General features: G+C 54.9%; 22 protein-coding genes and 1 tRNA gene. 6 read left to right on the forward strand and 17 right to left on the reverse strand.

Going from position 1 to position 20,649, the window contains the following annotated elements:
* Positions 1-4 precede the first annotated feature (4 nt).
* Positions 5-1,630 (forward strand): alpha-amylase family protein, encoded by a 1,626-nt coding sequence (locus INF58_RS02870; protein WP_193526960.1) that lies wholly within the window; start codon positions 5-7, stop codon positions 1,628-1,630.
* Here INF58_RS02870 and INF58_RS02875 read toward each other — a convergent pair whose 3' ends face one another.
* The 4 genes from INF58_RS02875 to INF58_RS02890 are packed head-to-tail and all read right to left on the reverse strand — an operon-like array spanning position 1,631 to position 4,127.
* Complete coding sequence (locus tag INF58_RS02875; protein WP_193526961.1) at positions 1,631-2,617, reverse strand: SDR family oxidoreductase; 987 nt, start codon at positions 2,615-2,617, stop codon at positions 1,631-1,633. It abuts the gene before it with no gap.
* Positions 2,618-2,633: 16 nt separating this feature from the next.
* Positions 2,634-3,152: a 2-oxo-tetronate isomerase gene (locus INF58_RS02880; RefSeq protein ID WP_063451970.1), complete on the reverse strand. Its 519-nt coding sequence runs from the start codon at positions 3,150-3,152 to the stop codon at positions 2,634-2,636.
* A 15-nt stretch (positions 3,153-3,167) separates the two neighbouring features.
* Positions 3,168-3,614 carry a DUF421 domain-containing protein gene (locus INF58_RS02885; RefSeq protein ID WP_063451971.1) on the reverse strand — a complete coding sequence of 149 codons (447 nt, stop codon included), beginning with the start codon at positions 3,612-3,614 and terminating at the stop codon, positions 3,168-3,170.
* A gap of 9 nt (positions 3,615-3,623) precedes the next feature.
* Positions 3,624-4,127, reverse strand: coding sequence for a hypothetical protein (locus tag INF58_RS02890; protein WP_193526962.1), 504 nt, complete (start codon positions 4,125-4,127; stop codon positions 3,624-3,626).
* A gap of 139 nt (positions 4,128-4,266) precedes the next feature.
* Between INF58_RS02890 and INF58_RS02895 the strand changes: the two genes are divergently transcribed.
* Positions 4,267-4,656 (forward strand): YdeI family stress tolerance OB fold protein, encoded by a 390-nt coding sequence (locus INF58_RS02895; RefSeq protein ID WP_063869470.1) that lies wholly within the window; start codon positions 4,267-4,269, stop codon positions 4,654-4,656.
* Between the two features lie 61 nt (positions 4,657-4,717).
* Positions 4,718-5,602 carry an SDR family oxidoreductase gene (locus tag INF58_RS02900; protein WP_063869213.1) on the forward strand — a complete coding sequence of 295 codons (885 nt, stop codon included), beginning with the start codon at positions 4,718-4,720 and terminating at the stop codon, positions 5,600-5,602.
* 77 nt (positions 5,603-5,679) lie between these two features.
* Here INF58_RS02900 and INF58_RS02905 read toward each other — a convergent pair whose 3' ends face one another.
* Entirely contained in the window at positions 5,680-7,662 is a 1,983-nt protein-coding gene (locus INF58_RS02905) for an alkyl/aryl-sulfatase (RefSeq protein ID WP_193526963.1), read from the reverse strand.
* Positions 7,663-7,832: 170 nt separating this feature from the next.
* Between INF58_RS02905 and INF58_RS02910 the strand changes: the two genes are divergently transcribed.
* On the forward strand, positions 7,833-8,231 hold the full coding sequence (locus INF58_RS02910; protein WP_193526964.1) for a hypothetical protein: 399 nt from the start codon (positions 7,833-7,835) through the stop codon (positions 8,229-8,231).
* A 58-nt stretch (positions 8,232-8,289) separates the two neighbouring features.
* Here INF58_RS02910 and INF58_RS02915 read toward each other — a convergent pair whose 3' ends face one another.
* The 5 genes from INF58_RS02915 to actS all read right to left on the reverse strand — a co-directional run bounded on the left by INF58_RS02915 (position 8,290) and on the right by actS (position 12,317).
* The gene (locus tag INF58_RS02915; protein ID WP_107533676.1) at positions 8,290-8,901 is read right to left on the reverse strand and encodes an outer membrane beta-barrel protein; all 612 of its coding nucleotides are present in this window, start codon (positions 8,899-8,901) and stop codon (positions 8,290-8,292) included.
* A gap of 99 nt (positions 8,902-9,000) precedes the next feature.
* Positions 9,001-9,630: a winged helix-turn-helix transcriptional regulator gene (locus tag INF58_RS02920; RefSeq protein WP_063451976.1), complete on the reverse strand. Its 630-nt coding sequence runs from the start codon at positions 9,628-9,630 to the stop codon at positions 9,001-9,003.
* Between the two features lie 63 nt (positions 9,631-9,693).
* Complete coding sequence (locus INF58_RS02925; protein WP_193526965.1) at positions 9,694-10,869, reverse strand: OmpP1/FadL family transporter; 1,176 nt, start codon at positions 10,867-10,869, stop codon at positions 9,694-9,696.
* A 553-nt stretch (positions 10,870-11,422) separates the two neighbouring features.
* A tRNA-Gly gene (locus INF58_RS02930) sits at positions 11,423-11,496 on the reverse strand.
* An 80-nt stretch (positions 11,497-11,576) separates the two neighbouring features.
* A complete protein-coding gene (gene actS, locus INF58_RS02935) occupies positions 11,577-12,317 on the reverse strand; it encodes an amidase activator ActS (RefSeq protein ID WP_038416673.1) in 741 nt (246 codons plus the stop codon).
* 163 nt (positions 12,318-12,480) lie between these two features.
* Between actS and idi the strand changes: the two genes are divergently transcribed.
* Positions 12,481-13,023, forward strand: coding sequence for an isopentenyl-diphosphate Delta-isomerase (gene idi / locus INF58_RS02940; RefSeq protein ID WP_193526966.1), 543 nt, complete (start codon positions 12,481-12,483; stop codon positions 13,021-13,023).
* 48 nt (positions 13,024-13,071) lie between these two features.
* Here the strand turns inward: idi and lysS are convergent, their stop codons facing one another.
* The 5 genes from lysS to xerD form a co-directional block, all read right to left on the reverse strand.
* Entirely contained in the window at positions 13,072-14,589 is a 1,518-nt protein-coding gene (gene lysS / locus INF58_RS02945; RefSeq protein WP_006811868.1) for a lysine--tRNA ligase, read from the reverse strand.
* A 9-nt stretch (positions 14,590-14,598) separates the two neighbouring features.
* Positions 14,599-15,697, reverse strand: a protein-coding gene (prfB, locus tag INF58_RS02950) for a peptide chain release factor 2 (RefSeq protein ID WP_102750013.1) whose coding sequence is annotated in 2 segments (ribosomal slippage) — positions 14,599-15,621 and positions 15,623-15,697 — 1,098 coding nt in all. Because the reading frame shifts where the segments join, the coding sequence is not laid out codon by codon here.
* A gap of 90 nt (positions 15,698-15,787) precedes the next feature.
* Positions 15,788-17,521 (reverse strand): single-stranded-DNA-specific exonuclease RecJ, encoded by a 1,734-nt coding sequence (gene recJ, locus INF58_RS02955; protein ID WP_193526967.1) that lies wholly within the window; start codon positions 17,519-17,521, stop codon positions 15,788-15,790.
* A 5-nt stretch (positions 17,522-17,526) separates the two neighbouring features.
* On the reverse strand, positions 17,527-18,240 hold the full coding sequence (gene dsbC / locus INF58_RS02960; RefSeq protein ID WP_063451984.1) for a bifunctional protein-disulfide isomerase/oxidoreductase DsbC: 714 nt from the start codon (positions 18,238-18,240) through the stop codon (positions 17,527-17,529).
* A 28-nt stretch (positions 18,241-18,268) separates the two neighbouring features.
* Positions 18,269-19,165, reverse strand: a complete 897-nt coding sequence (xerD, locus tag INF58_RS02965; RefSeq protein ID WP_003863442.1) for a site-specific tyrosine recombinase XerD — start codon at positions 19,163-19,165, stop codon at positions 18,269-18,271.
* Between the two features lie 101 nt (positions 19,166-19,266).
* Here xerD and fldB point away from each other — a divergent pair, with 101 nt between their 5' ends.
* Positions 19,267-19,788: a flavodoxin FldB gene (gene fldB, locus INF58_RS02970; RefSeq protein WP_063451986.1), complete on the forward strand. Its 522-nt coding sequence runs from the start codon at positions 19,267-19,269 to the stop codon at positions 19,786-19,788.
* Position 19,789: 1 nt separating this feature from the next.
* Here the strand turns inward: fldB and INF58_RS02975 are convergent, their stop codons facing one another.
* Together INF58_RS02975 and sdhE are read right to left on the reverse strand one after the other, a co-directional pair.
* The gene (locus INF58_RS02975; RefSeq protein WP_063451987.1) at positions 19,790-20,200 is read right to left on the reverse strand and encodes a protein YgfX; all 411 of its coding nucleotides are present in this window, start codon (positions 20,198-20,200) and stop codon (positions 19,790-19,792) included.
* The gene (sdhE, locus tag INF58_RS02980; protein WP_003863437.1) at positions 20,181-20,447 is read right to left on the reverse strand and encodes an FAD assembly factor SdhE; all 267 of its coding nucleotides are present in this window, start codon (positions 20,445-20,447) and stop codon (positions 20,181-20,183) included. The genes INF58_RS02975 and sdhE overlap by 20 nt, the downstream gene beginning before the upstream one ends.
* Positions 20,448-20,649: the final 202 nt, after the last annotated feature.

Consider the following 20,649-nt stretch of genomic DNA (forward strand, 5'->3'; position numbering starts at 1 on the left):
TGCTATGGCAGGCTGGCATACACGCGCCATTATTTACCAGATTGATACCGCCCTGTTTTACGATCTTAACGGCGATGGCTGCGGCGACATCGCCGGGATCGCCGCGAAGCTGCGCTACATTCGCCGGATGGGCGCGACGGTTATCTGGATCACCCCGTTTTACCTCACGCCTTTTCTCGATGAAGGCTATGACGTGAGCGACCATTTGCAGGTCGATCCCCGCTTCGGCAAGCTCAACGATATTATCGCCTTCATTGAGCAGGCGCGGGAGCTGGGGATGAAGGTCATTATTGAACTGCTGATCCAGCATACCTCGGATGCGCATCCCTGGTTTCAGCAGGCCCGCCGCAACCCGCAGTCACCCTACCGGGACTATTACCTCTGGTCCGACACGGACGAGGACGATACGCCCCCAATGTTCCCTGGCGTGGAAAAGAGCGTCTGGACATGGGACGACGAGGCGGGGCAATTCTACCGGCATATGTTCTATCGCCACGAGCCGGATCTTAATCTGGCTTCCCCTGCGGTGCTGAAGGAAGTTGAGAACATCATCATCTTCTGGCTAAAGCTCGGGGTGTCGGGCTTTCGTCTGGATGCGGCATCGCACCTGACAAAACAGGCCGGGCGTGGGGATGAAAAACGCGGGCTGTGGATCCTGGAACACCTGCGGCGTCTTATCGAGCAGCGTAACCCGGACGCGATCCTGCTCGGCGAAGTCGACGTGGAGGTCGAAGCCTACAAAGCGTATTTTGGGCAGAACGATCGGCTGAATCTGGTGCTGAATTTCTGGCTCAATAAGTACTTCTACGTGAGCCTTGCGGAGAAAAGCGCGCGACCGCTGCGCAACGCGGTAAAGAAGATGATTGTGCCGCCAGACTCCTGCTGTTTCGCCAACTGGCTGCGCAATCATGATGAGCTGGACCTGGAAGGGATAGGGAAAAAAGCGAAGCAAACCGTCGTTGATGCCTTTGCCCCGGATGAAGAGATGAGCGTGTATCAGCGTGGGATCCGCCGCCGTCTGGCGCCGATGCTTAATGGCGATCGAAAGCGGCTGGCCTTTTGCCATGCGGTCTTATTTTCACTGCCGGGCGTACCGGTCATGCGCTACGGGGATGAGATTGGCATGGGGGATGATTTGGATCTGGAAGAGCGTTACGCCGTCCGCACTCCGATGCAGTGGGCCGGATCGCAAGGCGGCGGCTTCTCAGATGCCGACCCGGATACCTTTATCGCCCCGATCATTGACCACGGTCCGTACCGCTACCAGAAAATCAACGTGGCGGACTCCCTGTTGCACCGCAGCTCGCTTCTGCACCGCATTATCGACATCGCCAATACACGCTCCGAGTTTCCTGAAATCGGCGTCGCGCCGTTTCGCCTCATCACTATCGACAGCGATGCGGTGCTGGGGATCTATTACGAAACCGATACGCGCAGCATCCTGACCTTCGTTAACTTCAGCGATAAGTCCGTTAATTTTACCGCCAGAGGGATCCGACACGCCACCTGGACCGCCTGCCTGGCGGACAAACGCTACGACGACGCGCTGATTTGCGGTAAAACCGTTGAGCTTAACCTCAGCGGCTACGGCTACCGCTGGTTCTGGACCGATCGTACCGCGTTGCGCTGATTAGCGTCTCCGGGAGAGCAGCAGACGAGCCACGATCGCGCCCGTGACGGCAAGGGATCCGAGCAGCACTTTGCCCGGCATACCGGAGGTGACGCTGGTGGCGCGCTCTTTTGCTTCGTTGGTGAAGTGCCCGTGGATTTTATGCAGATCGTTAACCGGCCGATCCAGATAGTCCTGGCGATCCTCCGCATTCAGCGTATCGGTCATCTGCCCTTCCCAGGCTTTTTTGACCATCAGCCGGTCCAGAAAACCGGGGAAAAGGAATTGCCCGACAATCGACTGGATCGTGCTGCTGCCCACCCACAGCTCCCGCACCGGTTTTTGCGCTACCTTGTAAATCGCGCTGGCAGCCACTTCCGGCTGAAACACGGGGGGAACCGGTCGCATAGCCCAGGCAAATTTATTCCTCGCCCACTCGAACTGCGGCGTGTTGAGGCCCGGCATCTGAACCATGGCGATCTGCACCCGGCTGTTTTCATGCATCAGCTCGGTGCGCACAGCGTCGGTAAACCCGCGGATCGCGGCCTTCGCCCCACAGTAGGCTGACTGCAAGGGAATGGAGCGGTAGGCCAGCGCGGAGCCAACCTGAATAATCGTTCCCCGGTCACGAGGCGTCATTAACTCCAGCGCGGCGCGTGTGCCGTTAACATAGCCCAGATAGGTCACCTCGGTGACGCGGCGAAACTCCTCAGGGGACATGGTGCGAAACGGCGCCAGCATCCCGCCCATGGCGTTATTCACCCACACGTCAATGGCCCCTAGCCGGTATTCAATCTCGTTGGCAGCCTCGGTCACCGCCTTGCTGTCCGCCACGTCGGCCTGAACGGCACACGCGTTGATCCCGAAACGGCGTAACTCCTCTTCCGTGGAGCGCAGGCTCTGCTCATCGCGGGCAATAATGCCCACGTCGTAGCCCGCTTTAGCAAAGTGCAGCGCCGTGGCTTTCCCCACGCCCGCCGTACCGCCGGTAATTACGATGACAGCCATAGCCTTTCCCCTTGTTTCAGACGTTATCCCAGCCGGAAAGTATTTCGATCAGTTCAGACAGCGAATAACGCACCGCTTTTTCCACCACATCCTGACATTCCCCGGAGAACAGCACGGTGCGGGTTTCCGTCTGTCCGCAAATATTCCAGCCAAAGCAGACCGTACCGGCTGCGGTGCCATCGTCTCCGCCTTCCGGCCCCGCATAGCCGCTGATGGCAACGCCGATATCCGCCTCGGCAATATCGCGAATTTTCGCAGCCATCTCGGTCACCGTCTGCTCGCTGACGGCGGTGAACCGTTCAATCGTGTCGTGGTTAACGCCCAGGATCCGCTCCTTCGCTTCGTCGCTGAATACCACCATGCCCACGTCATAAAACTCTGCGGTGTTTTCTTCTGCACAGAGCGCCACCGCCAGATTACCGCCGGTACAGGACTCCGCCGTGGTCATACGCAGCCCTCTGTCTGTGAGCGTTGTGGCGAGCTTTTTCGTCAGCTCGCTGATGGTCGTGTTGTTATCGTGAATAAGGTTGCTCATGGATGTGCCCCTTAATTAATTTTCTTCAGGAATAATCGAAATATGGCCGTTACGCTCAAGGATTGCGTACTTAATATCTTTTAATTCCGTTATGCCGTGATTCTGGCGTGCTGAAACCAATATATCATCGCAGGATACATCGACTTTTTTCAGTTTATCCGCAATGGGAACACCATTCTCTACCAATATCACCGGCGTGCCATCAAGAACATTCTCAACGGAGGAAGAATATTTTTTCATCAGGCCAAAAATAATATCCACTACCACCAGCGTTGTTATTGTAATCATCGCCCCGGTAACGGAAAAATCTTCGCCCAGTAGCGCCTGCTGTGTCGCCTCACTGATAATTAAGAGCAAAATAAGGTCAAAACTGGTCATTTGCAGCAGGGCGCGCCGCCCGGCGACTTTAAACACGATAACCAGAAACAGGTATATTGCCAGGGCACGAAAAACCATGTCCATATTCGACTCCTAGGGGTAAATAAACTGCCAGAAGCGGATATCTGGCTCGTTGTTTACGCGGATACTGTTTGTCCATTTCCCTGCTTTTGTCGGCGTGATGAACAGCAAAACGGTGAACTTATCGCTCTGTTTTAAGTTATCGTAGACAAGAAACAGGGCATTCCCACGGCTATACATGCTGTCCGGCTGCGGCCAGACGCTGCCTGGCTCATACACGTCGCTGCTTTCGCTGGTCAGGCTGAGGGTGTATTTGCCCTCAGCTTTTACCGGGAAGGTGAGCGCCATCCGCGATTCGGTTTGGCGGCGGCCGAAGCGCTCATAGCTCAGATTCAGGGATTTTGCTTCGTTTGTTTTCTCCACGTCGCTGAGCACACCGCTGGAAAACAGGCCGGCGATCGCGGCCACGATAATAGCTAACAGGACAATAAAACCAACCTGACGAAATCCATACTCAAACGTCAGTAAACGATTACTCTCTTTTATCCCGGGCACTTTTTCATTTTCAGGTTCCATGGCTTTCGTCACCGTTTCGCTTAATTGCCGAAATTTATGATTTTTCTACGCAAATGCTTTTAAGACTTATCACATTTGCCACATAAAGGAATAGCAACAATACTTAATAAGTCAAGACATGCAAAATGAAGGATATCAGATGAAATTATCAGCCATTACAGCTTTGTTAATATTAATTATCCCTTCTGCATGGGCAGATAATAACGGCGGGTTACAAAAGGGTGAAGCGCCCCCACCACCGCATGCGCTGGACAGCGGTTATCGTGGTACTGATGATGCGCGCATTATGACGATAACTCAGGCGAAAGAGATGCATGACGGCGCCTCTATTTCACTGCGCGGCAACCTTATTGACGGGAAGGACGATAAATACGTATTTCAGGATAAAACCGGGAAAATAGATGTTGTTATTCCGAAAGCCGTATTTGATGACAGAACCGTGGAGCCTGACAACATGATCAGTATTAGCGGCTCGCTCGATAAAAAATCATCACCGCCCGTCGTGCGGGTCAGCCACCTGCAAAAATAATTCAGCGAAGCGTTAACGCTGTACCTATCCATCAAATCTCACCCCTAACAAGGAGTTAGCTATGAGTGATAATGAACAACGTACGAACGCTTACCCAACGCCCCCTTTCCCGGAACAGCCCCAGACGCCACCGGGCCTGGCCTCTGAAATGGACCCTGTTCCCGATCACGGCGAGACAAGCTACAAAGGGCATGGCCGGCTTACCGGTAAAAAAGCGCTTATCACCGGGGGTGACTCCGGCATCGGGCGCGCGGTAGCCATTGCCTATGCCCGCGAAGGGGCAGACGTGGCGATAAACTACCTGCCGGAAGAGGAAGAAGACGCAGCCGAGGTGATTGCCCTGATTAAAGCCGAAGGGCGCAACGCCGTCGCGCTGCCGGGCGACGTACGGGACGAAACCTTCTGTCAGAACCTCGTGGAGCAGGCCGTCAGCAAGCTGGGCGGGCTGGATATCCTGGTGAATAACGCTGGCCGCCAGCAGTACCGCGAGTCGCTCGAAGAGCTGACCACGGAAGATTTTGACGCGACCTTTAAAACCAACGTTTACGCGCCTTTCTGGATCACCAAGGCGGCGCTACGCCACCTGAAGGCCCCCGCGTCCATTATCAACACCTCATCCGTACAGGCGGTAAAACCAAGCGCCGTACTGCTTGACTATGCGCAGACCAAAGCCTGTCTCGCGGTGTTCACCAAAGCGCTGGCGAAGCAGCTGGGGCCGAAAGGGATACGCGTTAACGCGGTAGCGCCCGGACCTTACTGGACCGTGCTCCAGCCCAGCGGCGGTCAGCCGCAGGAAAAAGTGAAACACTTTGGCGAGAGCACCCCGCTGGGGCGTCCGGGTCAGCCCGTCGAAATCGCGCCGCTGTACGTCACGCTTGCCTCGGATGAGTGTTCATACACATCCGGCCAGGTATGGTGTTCAGACGGCGGGGATGGCGTCATTTAACGATCAAGGCGAAGCCGCCACGCGGCAAATTATTGCATGCGAATGCTAAAAGGCTGCGAAAGCAGCCTTTTTTACGTTCAAGGGGTAACGAGAGAAAACCAGAAACGGAAGCTTTCCATGCAGCGCAGCATGTCATCCACCTTCGCGGCATTGCCGACGATCGTCACCTCACCTGCCTGTTGCGCCTTTTTCAGCGTGGTTTCTTTAAGGATGATTTTGTTCAGCGTTCCCCGGCTGAGCGTTATGGTCGCATCCGGATCTTCTGCCTGAGCGTTGGCGCTATGGTTTAGCACGCCATTTTCCAGCTCCAGCTTATACCTGCCGCCCTCACGGCCTAAATCAACGTTAAAAATGCCGCTGATATTCGCGGCCCTGACGCCGTTAAGGTGAACGCCGAAATAATCGAAAATCATCTCCGTCGACATGGCGCGGACCGCATCCGGGCTGGCAGTTTTGGGCGTCGGCATTTTCTTCACGCCGTGACGCAGCTCCTGCGCACCGGTGAGGTAGGCGTTACGCCACGGCCCTGACTCGGCCTGGTATCCCAGCTGTTCAAGCGCGTCGGCTTCCAGTTCGCGCGCCGCTTTATTATCTGGATCGGCGAAGACGACTTTACTGACCACCTGTGCCACCCAGCGGTAATTCCCCCTGGCGTAATCAATACGGGCTTTCTCAAGGATCGCGCTGGCTCCCCCCATGTAATCGACATACTTTTTCGCCGCCTCGACCGGCGGCAGTTCATCGAGCGTCGCCGGATTGCCGTCGAACCAGCCAAGATAGTAGACATAGGTGGCTTTGACATTGTTGCTTACCGAGCCGTAGTAGCCGCGGCCTGCCCAGGATTTTGCCAGCCCGTAAGGCAGGGCGAAATTAGCGGCTATTTCATCCCGCGTCAGCCCTTTATTCGCCAGCCTTAGCGTCTGGTCGTTAATATAGCGGTAGATATCACGCTGGCTCTTCATCAGCTTCACCACTTTTTTGTTACCCCACGTGGGCCAGTGGTGCTGCGCGATGATGATTTCCGCTTTATCACCCCAACGATCGATGGCGTTATTGATGTACTTTGACCATGCCAGCGGATCGTGTATTTTCGCCCCGCGCAGCGAGTAAGTATTGTGCAACGTGTGGGTGACGTTCTCTGCGGCTTCAATCAGCTTTTTCTCTTCTATATACCAGAGCATTTCCGCAGGCGCTTCCGAGCCCGGGGCCAGCATAAAGTCATAGGTGAGACCGTCGATAACCTCTTTCTGCCCGTCTTCGACAATAGTGCGAGTGGGCGCGATGAGCGTCACCGTGCCTGCTGAGGTGGTGGTCCCCAGACCCGCCCCCACCTGCCCCTTCACGCCGGGCTTCAGCAGGTTTCCGTGGATATAGCTGGCACGCCGGCTCATGGCATTCCCGGCCATGATATTTTCCGATACCGCCTCTTCCATAAAACCGGCTGGGGCATAGACTTTCACCTTGCCGGACGTCACCTCGGCTTCATCCACTACGCCACGCACACCGCCATAGTGATCGACGTGGCTATGGGTATAAATAACGGCAACAACCGGACGTTTGCCGCGATTATTGGCGTAAAGATCCATGCCCGCTTTGGCAGTTTCAGCAGACACCAGCGGATCGATAACCGTGATCCCCTCTTTACCCTCTACGATCGTCATATTCGACAGATCGAGGTTGCGGATCTGGTAGACGCCTTCTGTGACCTCAAACAGACCACCGATATTATTCAGCTGCGCCTGACGCCACAGGCTCGGGTTGACGGTATCAGGTGCTTTTTGCCCTTCTTTGATAAAAGCATATTGCCGGGGATTCCAGATAACAGCGCCTTTTTCATCTTTAATCACCGCAGGCGGCAGCGGGGCGATGAAGCCTTTATGCGCATTGCGGAAATCGGTTTTATCAAAGAAGGGCAACTGCCCATAAAGTGCATCATTCATTTCTTTCGTACGGGGAGTTGCCTCCTTTACGTCCTTTTGTGCCAGGACGGGCAATGAGATCAACGAGGCCAGGAGCAGACCAGCAACGGCCATCGCACTAACGAGAGTTTTAAATTTCATACTTCCTCGAGGAGACATATTCACGCTGGCGGTACAGGGGGGAAAGGAGGCTATCACCGGACTTTTCTTTTACCTAAGGAAATAACGTTTATAAATAAACAAGGTTAACCTTTCGTCGCTGTAGCCTTCAGGGATAATGCTGAGTCCCATTATTTTTCCGGAGTGATTCGATGAAGAGCCTGCCGTTCTTTTTCGCTGTCTTAAGCCTGAGCACATTAACAGCATGTCGTTCTTCCCCACCCGATAACGTTGAAAAGATTAATCATCTGCAAATTCCGCTGGTATTGCTGGGAGAGAAACCGCCGCAGGCACAGATTTCTCACATCGCGTCTCTTTATCAGGAAAATAAACAGCAGATTGATAACTTAACGCGCAGCGTAAAATCGCAGTATCTTCAGGGCACAACCGCAAAAGAAATTTTTGTTTCTGACAGTGCGGTTCAACGCGTCTATGCCTCGCTGACCAAACTGGAACAATTAAATATGGTTAATCAGCAGTACCTGAAAGATAAAAACTTAACGGGCCTGCAAAATATTCACCTCATTCTTGAACCGTTATTATCCAGCTGAATGCAAAAAACCCGGCTACACGGTAGCCGGGTTTGTATTAGGAGTAATGTCACGGGCATCAGTCGTACTGACCGAAGCGATAGCTAAGCCCTGCGGTGACGGAACTCAGGTCGCTGCTCACACCGATCTGATTAACATTTCCCACGTTGCTTACCCACTGGTACTCCAGGCGACCCGCCCAGTTTTTGTTGAAGGCGTATTCAGTACCTACGGCTGCAAGCGGGCGCACGCCGGTTTCAAAGCGATTGTGACCACTTACATCGGATTCAGCGCGATAGCCCATTGCACCGGCACGGCCATAAATATCCCAGTCATTGGTCAGGGCGTAGCTCGCCTTCAGAGACATTTGCAGGCCCTGAGTCTTCATTTGCGCCCCTGCGCTATGTTGACCCTTGATCTGCATATTTCCTAAATAGTCATAACCGCCTTCTACCGCAAGCCATGGGGTAATCTGATAACCCGTATAAACACCTCCGCCGACATTATCATGGTCAAAATCGAAGTGGTCGGAATTATTGTTATCAAATGCTTTTGAACCCGTACTGGTATCAAAATAGTGAGACCAGCCGAATTTTGCTCCGCCGTACCAGGTTCCCGCATCTGCGGCGGCTAACGCTGAAGTGGCGGTAAACGCATTTACCATAATCAATGCGATAACTGTCTTTTTCATAAATATACCGTTTACGTGATAAAATAAAATTTAGAAAGCAAACGATATAGAAAATGAACAGCCTCGTTAATTCTATTTCTGTTTAATTTTAAACTTTCGCTAGAATGATTCAGGTAAATGCCTGACTTCCAGCAGATATCCACCGCGCTTGAAGGAAATATATTCTCCCTGCTTAAGGGCGGATAATACATTGAGTATACTGCTGCGAGAGAGCAGCGTTCGATCCTGAATATATTCCAGAATCGTGGTTCGTAAACGCGTCTCTTCAGGTAATAAAATCATTTCCTGAAGGTGGTTACGAATAACCGAATAGGTACGCTGCTGTAGTACCTGCGCATCACGGAATATCAAATAGGCCGTGTGGTATGAGAGCAGCGCCGCAACATCCTCCCAGACGCCCTCGGCACGAAACAACGCTGCCGCCTTGTCCGCATCGAGACGTAAAATGGTCGACGTCCTCTCGGCCCGCAGAAAATGCCCCTGGGTAGGCTGGATCATCTCTGCGATACCAAACAAATGCGGCTCGTAAACGGTTACTACCACCAGTCCATCCGAGGCCCGCAGCAGGGACAGCTCCCCTTCCAGAAAGAGATACATCTGCTGCTTCCCTTTCCGTAACCACGTGAGTCGCTTGCGCGGGACAACCTGCACTTTCTCCGCTATCGGCTCAAGGATAGCGGTCAGTCGTTCGATGGATTTTTCGGGTCGAACAGGCGGTAAAATATGCATGGTACAACCTTCTGACAGTGAATATCTGCGAGTATAGACCATATATTTTAAGCGATTAGCCGATCAAAACTGATAGCTGTAGTTGACGCTGGCAAACCAGAGATAAGGATGGTCGTAACTTCCGGCAAACGCCGTCGGCGATTTCACATGCGAGGACTGCATATGAAGATACGAAACGGCAATACCCATATTGCTGGCCGGGGTGATCTGATACTGGGCTCCCGTGCCAAATCGCCACTCATCGCCGGTAGGTAAGGTTAAGGCTACATCACTCTGGCTTTCATACGGCGAGCTGTCGAACGCCACGCCGGCATTCAGTCGCCACTGAGGCGTTGGACGATACTGCACGCCCACCGCGCCATGCCACGTGTCCTTGAGACGGCTGACGTTGTGCAGCTGCTGGTCCCCGACAACAATTTGCGGCGCGCCGAACCGGCTCCAGTCCTGCCAGCCGAGATCGCCCATAACCGACCACCGCGGATTTATATCATGCACCAGGCTGAGCATGATTTGCTGCGGCGCGCTGATTTGCGCCGACACCGGCAGGTCGTAGGTGCCGTTCTGTAGACGCGCTTTGCCGTCAATATTGAAGCTGTAGTCCGTTTCGCTGTTCCAGGTCATACCGGCTCGCGTCTGGTCAGTCAGCTGCATCAGCAGCCCAAGCCGATAGCTCATGGCCAGGTCTTCATCGCGTTGCCGATAGTCATCATCGTTAACGTTGCGGGCCAGCGAGAAGTAACCATAGTTAACGTTGGCAGACGCACCAATCGAGAGACGGTCGTTAAGCTTATAGGCCAGCGAGGGGCTGAGCGTCATGGCCACCATGGTGCTCTTTTTGATCAGCCTGTCGCCCGCCCAGCTGCCGTAGTCGATCCCCAGGCCGTAATTACCGTAAAGCCCGACCCCGGCATAGAGATTATCGGTCACCTTCTGGCTATAAAAGGCGCTGGCATTTGGGATGGTTTTCATCACGTCGCCGGGGCTTTGATCGTTATCGTTATCCAGCTGGTTATCGATGGAGCCGTCCATCACCTGTAACCCACCGGTGACCATATGATCCGGTAACCGCGTCATGCCGGCAGGGTTGGTCATAATTGTCGAGGCATCCTGCGCACGAGCGGCCTGCCCTGCGCCGGCAAGCGCGGTATCTTCGGTGCCTGCTTCATAAAAATAGAGGGCGCTGGCATGGGCACTGGAGGCGGCTAATACGCCAGCGCACAGGAGGAGTCGTGTATTCATCTGCGATCCGGGAAATAAAAAATTTGCCGACAGATATAACAGGGGCGCCTGATGACGTAAAAAGGAAGAGGGTTTAATTTTAAATTATGCGCGCGCGTATTTATATTTATGACACTCCAGCGACAGCCGGAATACGGCACCGCGATTCTGCCTGCACCTGGAGAAGAATGTCTTAAAATGCCGTTTGTACTCGTTCGGCTTAAGACAAGCGTTACTCGCTACTGGGATCGCTCTTATCCTCTCGCATGGATTCGATAAACTCCCGTTGCTCCGGTGTGAGTTCAAGCTCATCCAGCAGGCGATCTAACTCTTCTTCAGGCGATTCCTTTTGATTCTTTCTCTTCCCGCTAGCCATACTCACCCTTGAGTTATTAGGATTAATCTCAGGGTATCCAGGGTACAGGAAATGTGCAACTCACCGTGTTACGTCGATAACCGATCATAACAATGAACGAAAGGGGGAAGCAGGTACGCCAGTACAGGTTAGTCAGCGCTACTGAGCAACATCCTGAAATAAAAAGAGTTTTTCGAACGGTTCTACTTGAGGAAATTCTGGAGCGGGCGAAGGGAATCGAACCCTCGTATAGAGCTTGGGAAGCTCTCGTTCTACCATTGAACTACGCCCGCTTTGAGGTGCGTAAGGCATTATAGACCTTACGCTTCTGCATACAAGCCTCTTCACAGCTAACTGGCGATAATCTAATCACTTAGCACTTCGGTTTGCTGCCCTGCGCCGGAAGATAACGCTGCGGATCGATGGCCGTGGCCTTATAGCGGATCTGGAAGTGCAGCTTCACCGTATCCGTCCCGGTACTGCCCATGGTCGCAATCTTCTGCCCCGCCTTTACGTTCTGGCCGTTGTTGACCAGCATCGTGTCGTTATGCGCATAGGCCGTAATGTAGTCCTCACCATGCTTAATCATGATCAGGTTGCCATAACCGCGCAGCTGATTACCGACATAAACCACCTTCCCGGCTCCCGACGCGTAAACCGGCGTGCCGCGCGCAGCTGCGATATCAATGCCTTTATTGCCCCCTTCCGAGAGCGAGTACGGCGCCACCACTTTTCCGCTGGCAGGCCAGATCCAGCAGCGCTGACCGACCGGCGGCCAGGAAGATTTTGGTACCTGGTAGGATGGCGTGACTTTGGCCGTTTTGCGCGTTGAGGATTTTTTCCCTGAGGAGGAACCGCCGTTAACCTTGAGCTTCTGCCCTATCTCAATGGTATACGGTGGAGAGATGTTATTCAGGCGCGCCAGCTCCTTCACGCTGGTCCCCGTGGCACGTGAGATGCGGTAGAGTGTGTCTCCGCGCTTAACGGTATAGACGGCACCGGAATAACTGCCCATATCCGACGATTTACTCCCCGAGCATCCGGCTACAAGTAGCGTCAGCGTCAGGCAGAAAACGGCAATGATCGGGTTTCTCGTCAGGCTTCCTGCAAACAAAACAGCTCCTCGGTCAGCGTGAATGGCGCACTATGATAGCAGCCCAAACTGATGCCGGTCATGCCCTTTTCCGCTCTGTGGGCCAAACCGTTCGCACAAGAATGCAGTATAATAATTCTGCTGATGGTGCTGAACCATTTGGCATTTTGGCACTGGAGCATCAATGAGTATTCAAGAACATGTTATTTTGGTAAATGACCAGGGAAAGGTGATTGGCACTCAGGAGAAGTACGCCGCGCACACGACACACACCCCGCTACACCTGGCTTTCTCTTCGTGGCTGTTTAACGCTAACGGAGAATGTCTGATTACCCGGCGCGCCTTAAGTAAAAAAGCCTGGCCTGGCGTGTGGACGAACTCCGTTTGCGGTCATCCACAGACCGATGAAGCGACGGAGCAGGCGATTATCCGCCGCTGCCGCTTTGAAATCGGCGCCGAAATCACCGACATCACTCCCGTTGCCCCGGCGTTCCGCTATCGCGAAGCCGACCCGTCCGGGATCGTTGAAAATGAGATTTGCCCGGTCTACGCGGCCCGCGTCACGAATACCCTCGCAATCAATAGCGACGAAGTGATGGAGTATCAGTGGGTGGAGCTGGACGCGCTATTCCGCGCGCTGGACGCCACGCCGTGGGCGTTCAGCCCGTGGATGGTGCTGGAAGCGACGGCCGCGCGCGAAGAACTCAGCGCCTTCGCCGCGCAATAAAAAAGCCCCGGCGAAATACGCGCGGGGCTTTTTTTACATCTTAACGGCTTATTTCACCGGACGCATCGCCGGGAACAGGATCACGTCGCGGATGGTGTGGCTGTTGGTGAACAGCATAACCATACGGTCGATACCAATACCCAGGCCAGCCGTCGGCGGCAGGCCGTGTTCCAGCGCGGTTACGTAGTCTTCGTCGAAGAACATCGCTTCGTCGTCGCCTGCTGCTTTCGCATTAACCTGATCCTGGAAGCGCTGCGCCTGATCTTCTGCATCGTTCAGCTCGCTGAAGCCGTTGCCGATTTCGCGGCCACCGATGAAGAATTCGAAGCGGTCAGTGATTTCCGGGTTCTCGTCATTACGACGCGCCAGCGGAGACACTTCCGCCGGGTATTCGGTGATGAAGGTCGGCTGAATCAGGTGCGCTTCTGCCACTTCTTCGAAGATCTCGGTCACGATACGGCCCAGACCCCAGCTCTTCTCCACCTTGATACCGATGCTTTCGGCGATCGCTTTCGCAGAGTCAAAGTTATCCAGATCCGCCATCTCGGTTTCCGGACGGTATTTCTTGATCGCTTCGCGCATGGTCAGTTTTTCGAATGGCTTGCCGAAGTCGAACACTTCTTCACCGTAAGGCACTTCGGTGGTGCCCAGAATATCCTGCGCCAGGGTGCGGAACAGGGATTCGGTCAGCTCGATCAGATCTTTGTAATCCGCATACGCCATGTAGAGTTCCATCATGGTGAACTCTGGGTTATGGCGCACAGAGATGCCTTCGTTACGGAAGTTACGGTTGATCTCAAACACGCGGTCGAAACCACCTACCACCAGACGCTTCAGGTACAGTTCCGGCGCGATACGCAGGTACATGTCGAGATCCAGGGCGTTGTGATGGGTGATGAACGGACGGGCAGATGCGCCGCCAGGGATCACCTGCATCATCGGGGTTTCCACTTCCATAAAGTCGCGGTTAACCATGAACTGGCGAATACCGGCCATGATCTGGGAGCGAATTTTGAAGGTCTTACGGGATTCATCGTTAGAGATGAGGTCCAGGTAGCGTTGACGATAGCGCGCTTCCTGATCCTGCAAACCGTGGAACTTGTCCGGCAGCGGGCGCAGGGCTTTGGTCAGCAGACGCAGCTCGGTGCAGTGGATAGACAGTTCACCGGTCTTGGTTTTGAACAGTTTACCTTTTGCGCCCAGGATATCGCCCAGGTCCCACTTCTTGAACTGCTCGTTATAGATGCCTTCCGGCAGGTCGTCACGGGAGACGTACAGCTGAATGCGGCCGCCAACGTCCTGTAAGGTCACGAAGGACGCCTTACCCATGATACGACGGGTCATCATACGGCCAGCCACGGACACTTCAACGTTCAGCGCTTCAAGCTCTTCGTTCTCTTTACCGTCGAAGTCAGCGTGCAGTTGGTCTGAGGTGTGGTCACGACGAAAATCGTTCGGGAACGGCACGCCCTGCTCGCGCAGCGCTGCCAGCTTCTCGCGGCGGGTTTTCAGTTCGTTGTTAAGATCGACTACCGCGTCAGCGCCCTGTGCTTGTTGTTCAGACATGTTGGTTCCTCATAACCCTGCTTTCAAACTTGCTTCGATAAATTGGTCCAGGCTGCCGTCCAGCACCGCCTGCGTGTTACGGGTTTCAACCCCGGTACGCAGGTCTTTGATGCGGGAGTCATCAAGGACGTAAGAACGGATCTGGCTGCCCCAGCCGATGTCGGACTTGTTGTCTTCCATCGCCTGTTTCTCAGCATTTTTCTTCTGCATCTCCAGTTCATAAAGCTTCGCTTTCATCTGCTTCATGGCCTGGTCTTTGTTCTTATGCTGGGAACGGTCGTTCTGGCACTGTGTGACCAGCCCGGTTGGAATGTGAGTAATACGCACCGCCGATTCCGTACGGTTAACGTGCTGACCACCCGCGCCGGATGCGCGGTACACGTCAATACGCAGGTCCGCCGGGTTGATGTCGATATCGATATCTTCATCCACTTCCGGGTAGACAAACGCGGAGCTGAAGGAGGTGTGGCGACGGCCACCGGAGTCAAACGGACTCTTACGCACCAGGCGGTGAACGCCGGTTTCAGTACGCAGCCAGCCGTAGGCGTAGTCACCGATGATCTTGATGGTGACGGACTTAATGCCGGCAACTTCACCTTCAGACTCTTCGATAATCTCGGTTTTGAAACCGCGCGCTTCCGCCCAGCGCAGATACATACGCATCAGCATGCTGGCCCAGTCCTGCGCTTCGGTACCGCCAGAACCTGCCTGAATATCGAGATAGCAGTCCGCGCTGTCATATTCGCCGGAGAACATACGACGGAATTCCAGCTGCGCCAGCTTCTCTTCCAGCACGTCGAGTTCTGCCACGGCTTCGTTAAAGGTTTCTTCGTCGTCGGCTTCGACGGCCAGCTCCAGCAGCCCAGAAACATCTTCCAGACCCTGCGACATCTGATCCAGCGTATCTACGATAGCTTCGAGGGAGGAACGCTCTTTACCCAGCGCCTGAGCGCGTTCAGGTTCGTTCCAGACGTCCGGCTGTTCCAGCTCGGCGTTTACTTCTTCGAGACGCTCTTTCTTGGCATCGTAGTCAAAGATACCCCCTAAGAACGTCAGAGCGCTCCGTGAGGTCCTGAATGCGGTTTTTTACCGGATTAATTTCAAACATGGTCTGTTTTCTTTTATGAGCTTGTCAAAATGCGGTGATAAGAGCGGGATTGTACCGAATCCACGCCCTTTTTTATAGAGATTACTGACGCTAAATTGGCCAGATATTGTCGATGATGATCTGAAGGGAGCGGTTACCGCGAAACTCGTTAATATCCAGCTTATAGGCCAGCTCAACCTCGCGCACGCCGTTGTCCGGCCAGATGGAGGTATCAACGTTAAACGCAATGCCGTCCAGCAGCGGCCCGCCGCCGACCGGTTCCACCATCACTTTGAGGTGGCGTTCGCCAACAATACGCTGTTGCAGCAAACGAAAACGCCCGTCGAAAAGCGGCTCCGGGAACATCTGCCCCCAGGGGCCCGCATCGCGCAGCATCTGCGCCACGTCCATGGTCATTTCAGCCGGGGAAAGCTCACCGTCAGAAACCACTTCCCCCTGCAACAGCGACGGATCGATCCAGTCGGTGACCAGTTCGCCAAACAGACGCTGGAATTCGTCGAACTTCACCTCTTCGAGCGACAGGCCCGCGGCCATTGCGTGGCCGCCGAACTTAATCATCAGGTTCGGATGGAGCGTGTCGAGACGCTCCAGCGCGTCGCGCATGTGCAGCCCCGGAATCGAGCGTCCGGAGCCTTTCAGCGTGCCGTCCCCGGCAGGCGCAAACGCGATCACCGGACGGTGGAAGCGCTCCTTGATGCGAGAGGCCAGAATGCCCACCACGCCCTGGTGCCATTCAGGGTGATACATCGCCAGCCCGCCCGGCAGGGTATCGCCGCTGCGCTCCAGCTTTTCGCACAGGGTCAGCGCTTCGGCCTGCATCCCCTGCTCAATCTCTTTACGGGTCTGGTTGAGCGCGTCCAGCTCGTTGGCCAGCACGCGTGCTTCGCCGATGTTGTCGCACAGCAGCAGCGCGACGCCAACGGACATATCGTCCAGCCGCCCCGCCGCGTTCAGGCGCGGGCCGAGGGCAAAGCCCAAATCGCTGGCCGCGAGCTTAAGCGGATCGCGGTTGGCAATTTCCAACAGCGCCTTGATCCCCGGACGGCATTTACCTGCGCGAATACGGCTTAAGCCCTGCCAGGTGAGAATCCGGTTATTGGTATCGAGCGGCACCACGTCCGCCACGGTTCCCAGCGCCACCAGATCGAGATATTCCGCCAGGTTCGGCACAGCTATCCCGCGCGACTCAAACCAGCCCTTATCGCGCAGCAACGTGCGCAGCGCCAGCATCAGATAAAACGCCACCCCTACCCCGGCCAGCGATTTCGACGGGAAATCACAGTCGCGCAGGTTGGGGTTAATGATGGCTTCGGCGGCCGGCAGGGTTTCTCCTGGCAGGTGGTGATCGGTGACCAGTACCGGGATCCCCAGCGCATGGGCATGATCGACCCCCGCATGAGAGGAGATCCCGTTATCCACGGTCATGATCATCTGTGCGCCACGGGCGTGGGCCTGATCGACCACTTCCGGGCTGAGGCCGTAGCCATCTTCAAACCGGTTCGGCACCAGATAAGTCACGTTATCGCAGCCCAGGGCACGCAGGCTGAGCACGCTCAGCGCGGTGCTGGTTGCGCCGTCGGCATCGAAATCGCCCACCACGACAATCCGCGTCCCTTCACGGAACGCGTCGTAGAGCATGTCGGTCGCTTTTTCGATGCCGCTCAGCGCCTGCCAGGGCAGCATGCCTTTGACGCTGCGCTCAAGATCGCTTGCCGTTCTCACCCCGCGGCTGGCATACAGCCGCTTTAGCAGCGGAGGAAGGTCGGCGGGTAAATCGGCCGTATCAACCGCTTCACGGCGGCGCAATTTTATCGGGGCTTTCACGCGAATTACTTACCGCCCGTCTGTTTCTGATGCGCGTCGAGGAACGCTTTCATCTCTTTTGGACCCTGATAGCCCGGCACCACGTAACCGTTGCTCAGGACAATGGCTGGCGTTCCGCTCACGCCAAACTGGACGCCCAGCGCGTAGTGGTTAGCAATGTCGATATCGCAGGACGCAGGCTTCACGCCTTTGCCGTTCATCGCGTCATCAAAGGCCTTATTGCGGTCTTTCGCACACCAGATCGCCTTCATATCCTGCTCGGGCTGGCTCTGCACGCCGGCGCGTGGGAAGGCCAGGTAACGCACGGTAATGCCCAGCGCGTTGTAGTCTTTCATCTCTTCATGCAGCTTGTGGCAGTAGCCGCAGGTGATGTCAGTGAAGACGGTAATGACGTGTTTTTCCTGCGCCGCTTTGTAGACGATCATCTCTTTTTCGAGCGCGTTCAGGTTTTTCATCAGCAGCTGGTTAGTGACGTTCACCGGCTGTGCGCCACTCACGTCGTACATTGGCCCCTGAATAATGTGCTTACCGTCTTCGGTCACGTACAGCACGCCGCTGTTGGTCAGCACCGTTTTCATGCCAGCCACCGGCGATGGCTGGATCTCGCTGCTGGCGACGCCGAGTTTCGTCAGAGACTGTTTAATGGCGGCATCGTCCGCATGGGCAAATCCGGAAACTGAAGCTGCCAGCAGGGTGAACAGCGCTAAAGACTTTTTCATATATGATCCTGTAACAATTCGTCGGCACTCACGCGCGAGGGTGGTGCTGTTGGTGTAGCTGCCGCAGGCGTTCCGTCGCGACATGGGTGTAAATCTGCGTCGTTGAAAGATCGCTATGTCCAAGCAACATCTGCACCACGCGTAAATCAGCGCCGTGGTTTAACAGATGCGTCGCGAAGGCGTGACGCAAAACGTGCGGCGACAGCTTTTCACTGTCAATACCCGCCAGTGTGGCGTAATGTTTAATGCGATGCCAGAACGTTTGTCGCGTCATCTGCTGCGCGCGCTGGCTCGGGAATAATACATCAATGGAAACGCCGTTCAGCAGCCACGGACGCCCGTGTTCCAGATACGTCTCCAGCCAGTAGACCGCCTCTTCACCCAGCGGCACCAGCCGTTCTTTATTCCCTTTACCGATGACGCGCACCACGCCCTGACGCAGGCTGATATCGCTCATCGTCAGGCCAACCAGTTCGGAAACACGCAGGCCCGTGGCATACAATAGTTCAAGCATGGCTTTATCGCGTAACTCCAGCGGAAGGTCAACTGCGGGCGACTGTAATAATCTCTCAACTTGTGCTTCGCTGAGATCTTTTGGCAGCCGCTGAGGCAGTTTAGGCGATGCCAGCAGTGCGCTGGGATCGTCCGCGCGGATCTTCTCGCGATAAAGGTGCTGGAACAGGCGGCGCATGGCGCTCAGCAGACGCGCGGAGCTGGTGGCTTTGTACCCCCCTTCCATCCGCTCGGCCAGTAACCCTTGCAGGTCATCGCTTTGCGCGCTTTCAAGCGTCAGCCCCCGGTGCGCCAGCCACTCCACCAGCAGGGTAAGATCCCGGCGGTAGGCGCTGAGCGTATTTTCAGCGAGGTTTTTTTCCAGCCACAGCGCGTCGAGAAACTGTTCGATGAGTGCGAGATCCTTTTCCACATCAGCCCCTTTGGTTCTGCAATCCAGCCATTATGCCTGATTGCCATCGGTTTCTGGTACACTACGCGCAAAGTCATAGCAAGAATTGAGATTGTTACGCGATGAATATTGGTCTGTTCTATGGTTCCAGCACCTGCTACACCGAAATGGCGGCGGAGAAAATTCGCGACATCATTGGCCCGGAACTGGTGACGTTGCATAACCTTAAAGATGACTCGGTCGCCTTGATGGAGCAGTACGATGTGCTGATCCTGGGCATCCCAACCTGGGACTTTGGTGAGATTCAGGAAGACTGGGAAGCCATCTGGGATAGGCTCGATACGGTCAATTTCGAGGGCAAAATCATTGCGATGTACGGCATGGGCGACCAGCTGGGCTACGGGGAGTGGTTCCTCGACGCGCTCGGCATGCTGCATGACAAACTGGCGCCAAAGGGCGCGACGTTTATCGGCTACTGGCCTACGGAAGGCTATGAGTTCACCAGCCCAAAACCCGTCATTGCCGACGGCCAGCTGTTTGTCGGGCTCGCGCTGGATGAAACCAACCAGTACGATCTCAGCGACGAGCGCCTCCAGACCTGGTGCGAGCAAATTCTGGGTGAGATGGCCGAGCAGTTTAGCTGATTTACTCCTGCGTCGGCTGTTGCACGATGAGTCGGCGCAGATCCCGCCACTCCGCGGCATCCATACTGTCTGCTGCCAGCCACAGGTGCTGGCGTCGATTGTCCTCAACCCGACGCAGCCGTAGCATCATCCCGGTATTGAGCATCCACGGCGTCCCTATCATCTCCCACTCTTTTCCCTGCCAGCGCAGGCGAGAATCCATCAGCAGCTTAATTTCACCCTGACGGGCGTTGATTCGACGCTGGCTTCGCACGCTGTCAAACACCACAAACGACAGCAAAAGCAACCACAGAGGGGTGTAGCTAAGCGGCCACGGCACCAGTAACACCAATGCCGCGACCAGTCCGTGGAGCAGTAACGACATCCACTGTGAGCGCCACGAGACGCGAAGATCAGATTGCCACAGGACCACGTTCCTGATTCCGTGTTTGAATTAATTGCACCATCCGTTGCAACTCGGTGTCGGCGGGCTTGCCGTGATTCATCAGCCAGTTGAATAAATCCGGATCGTCAGACTCAAGCAGGCGAACAAACAGACGCTTATCGTCATCGCTTAAGCTGTCGTACTCATACTCAAAGAAAGGCATGATGGAGATATCAAGTTCACGCATGCCGCGACGGCACGCCCAGTGAATACGGGCCTTGTTGTTAATATCCATGTTCTGTTTCCTGCATTACGTTTGGCACAGTCGGTATCCCGTTCGGTATTCATTATTGCTTTCCGGGACACCTGGTAGTGTAACGTGTTTTTGACCGTTTCTTTACTGGAATATTGCGAACTACGAGCAGGCTTCCAGAATAATCCCTATTAACACAGTGGATTACACTATTTTGCGTAGCGCTACGCATAACCAGGTAATG

The sequence above is a fragment of the Enterobacter cloacae complex sp. P24RS genome (genome assembly GCF_014982165.1).
In the GTDB taxonomy this organism is placed as follows: Bacteria; Pseudomonadota; Gammaproteobacteria; order Enterobacterales; family Enterobacteriaceae; genus Enterobacter; species Enterobacter quasihormaechei.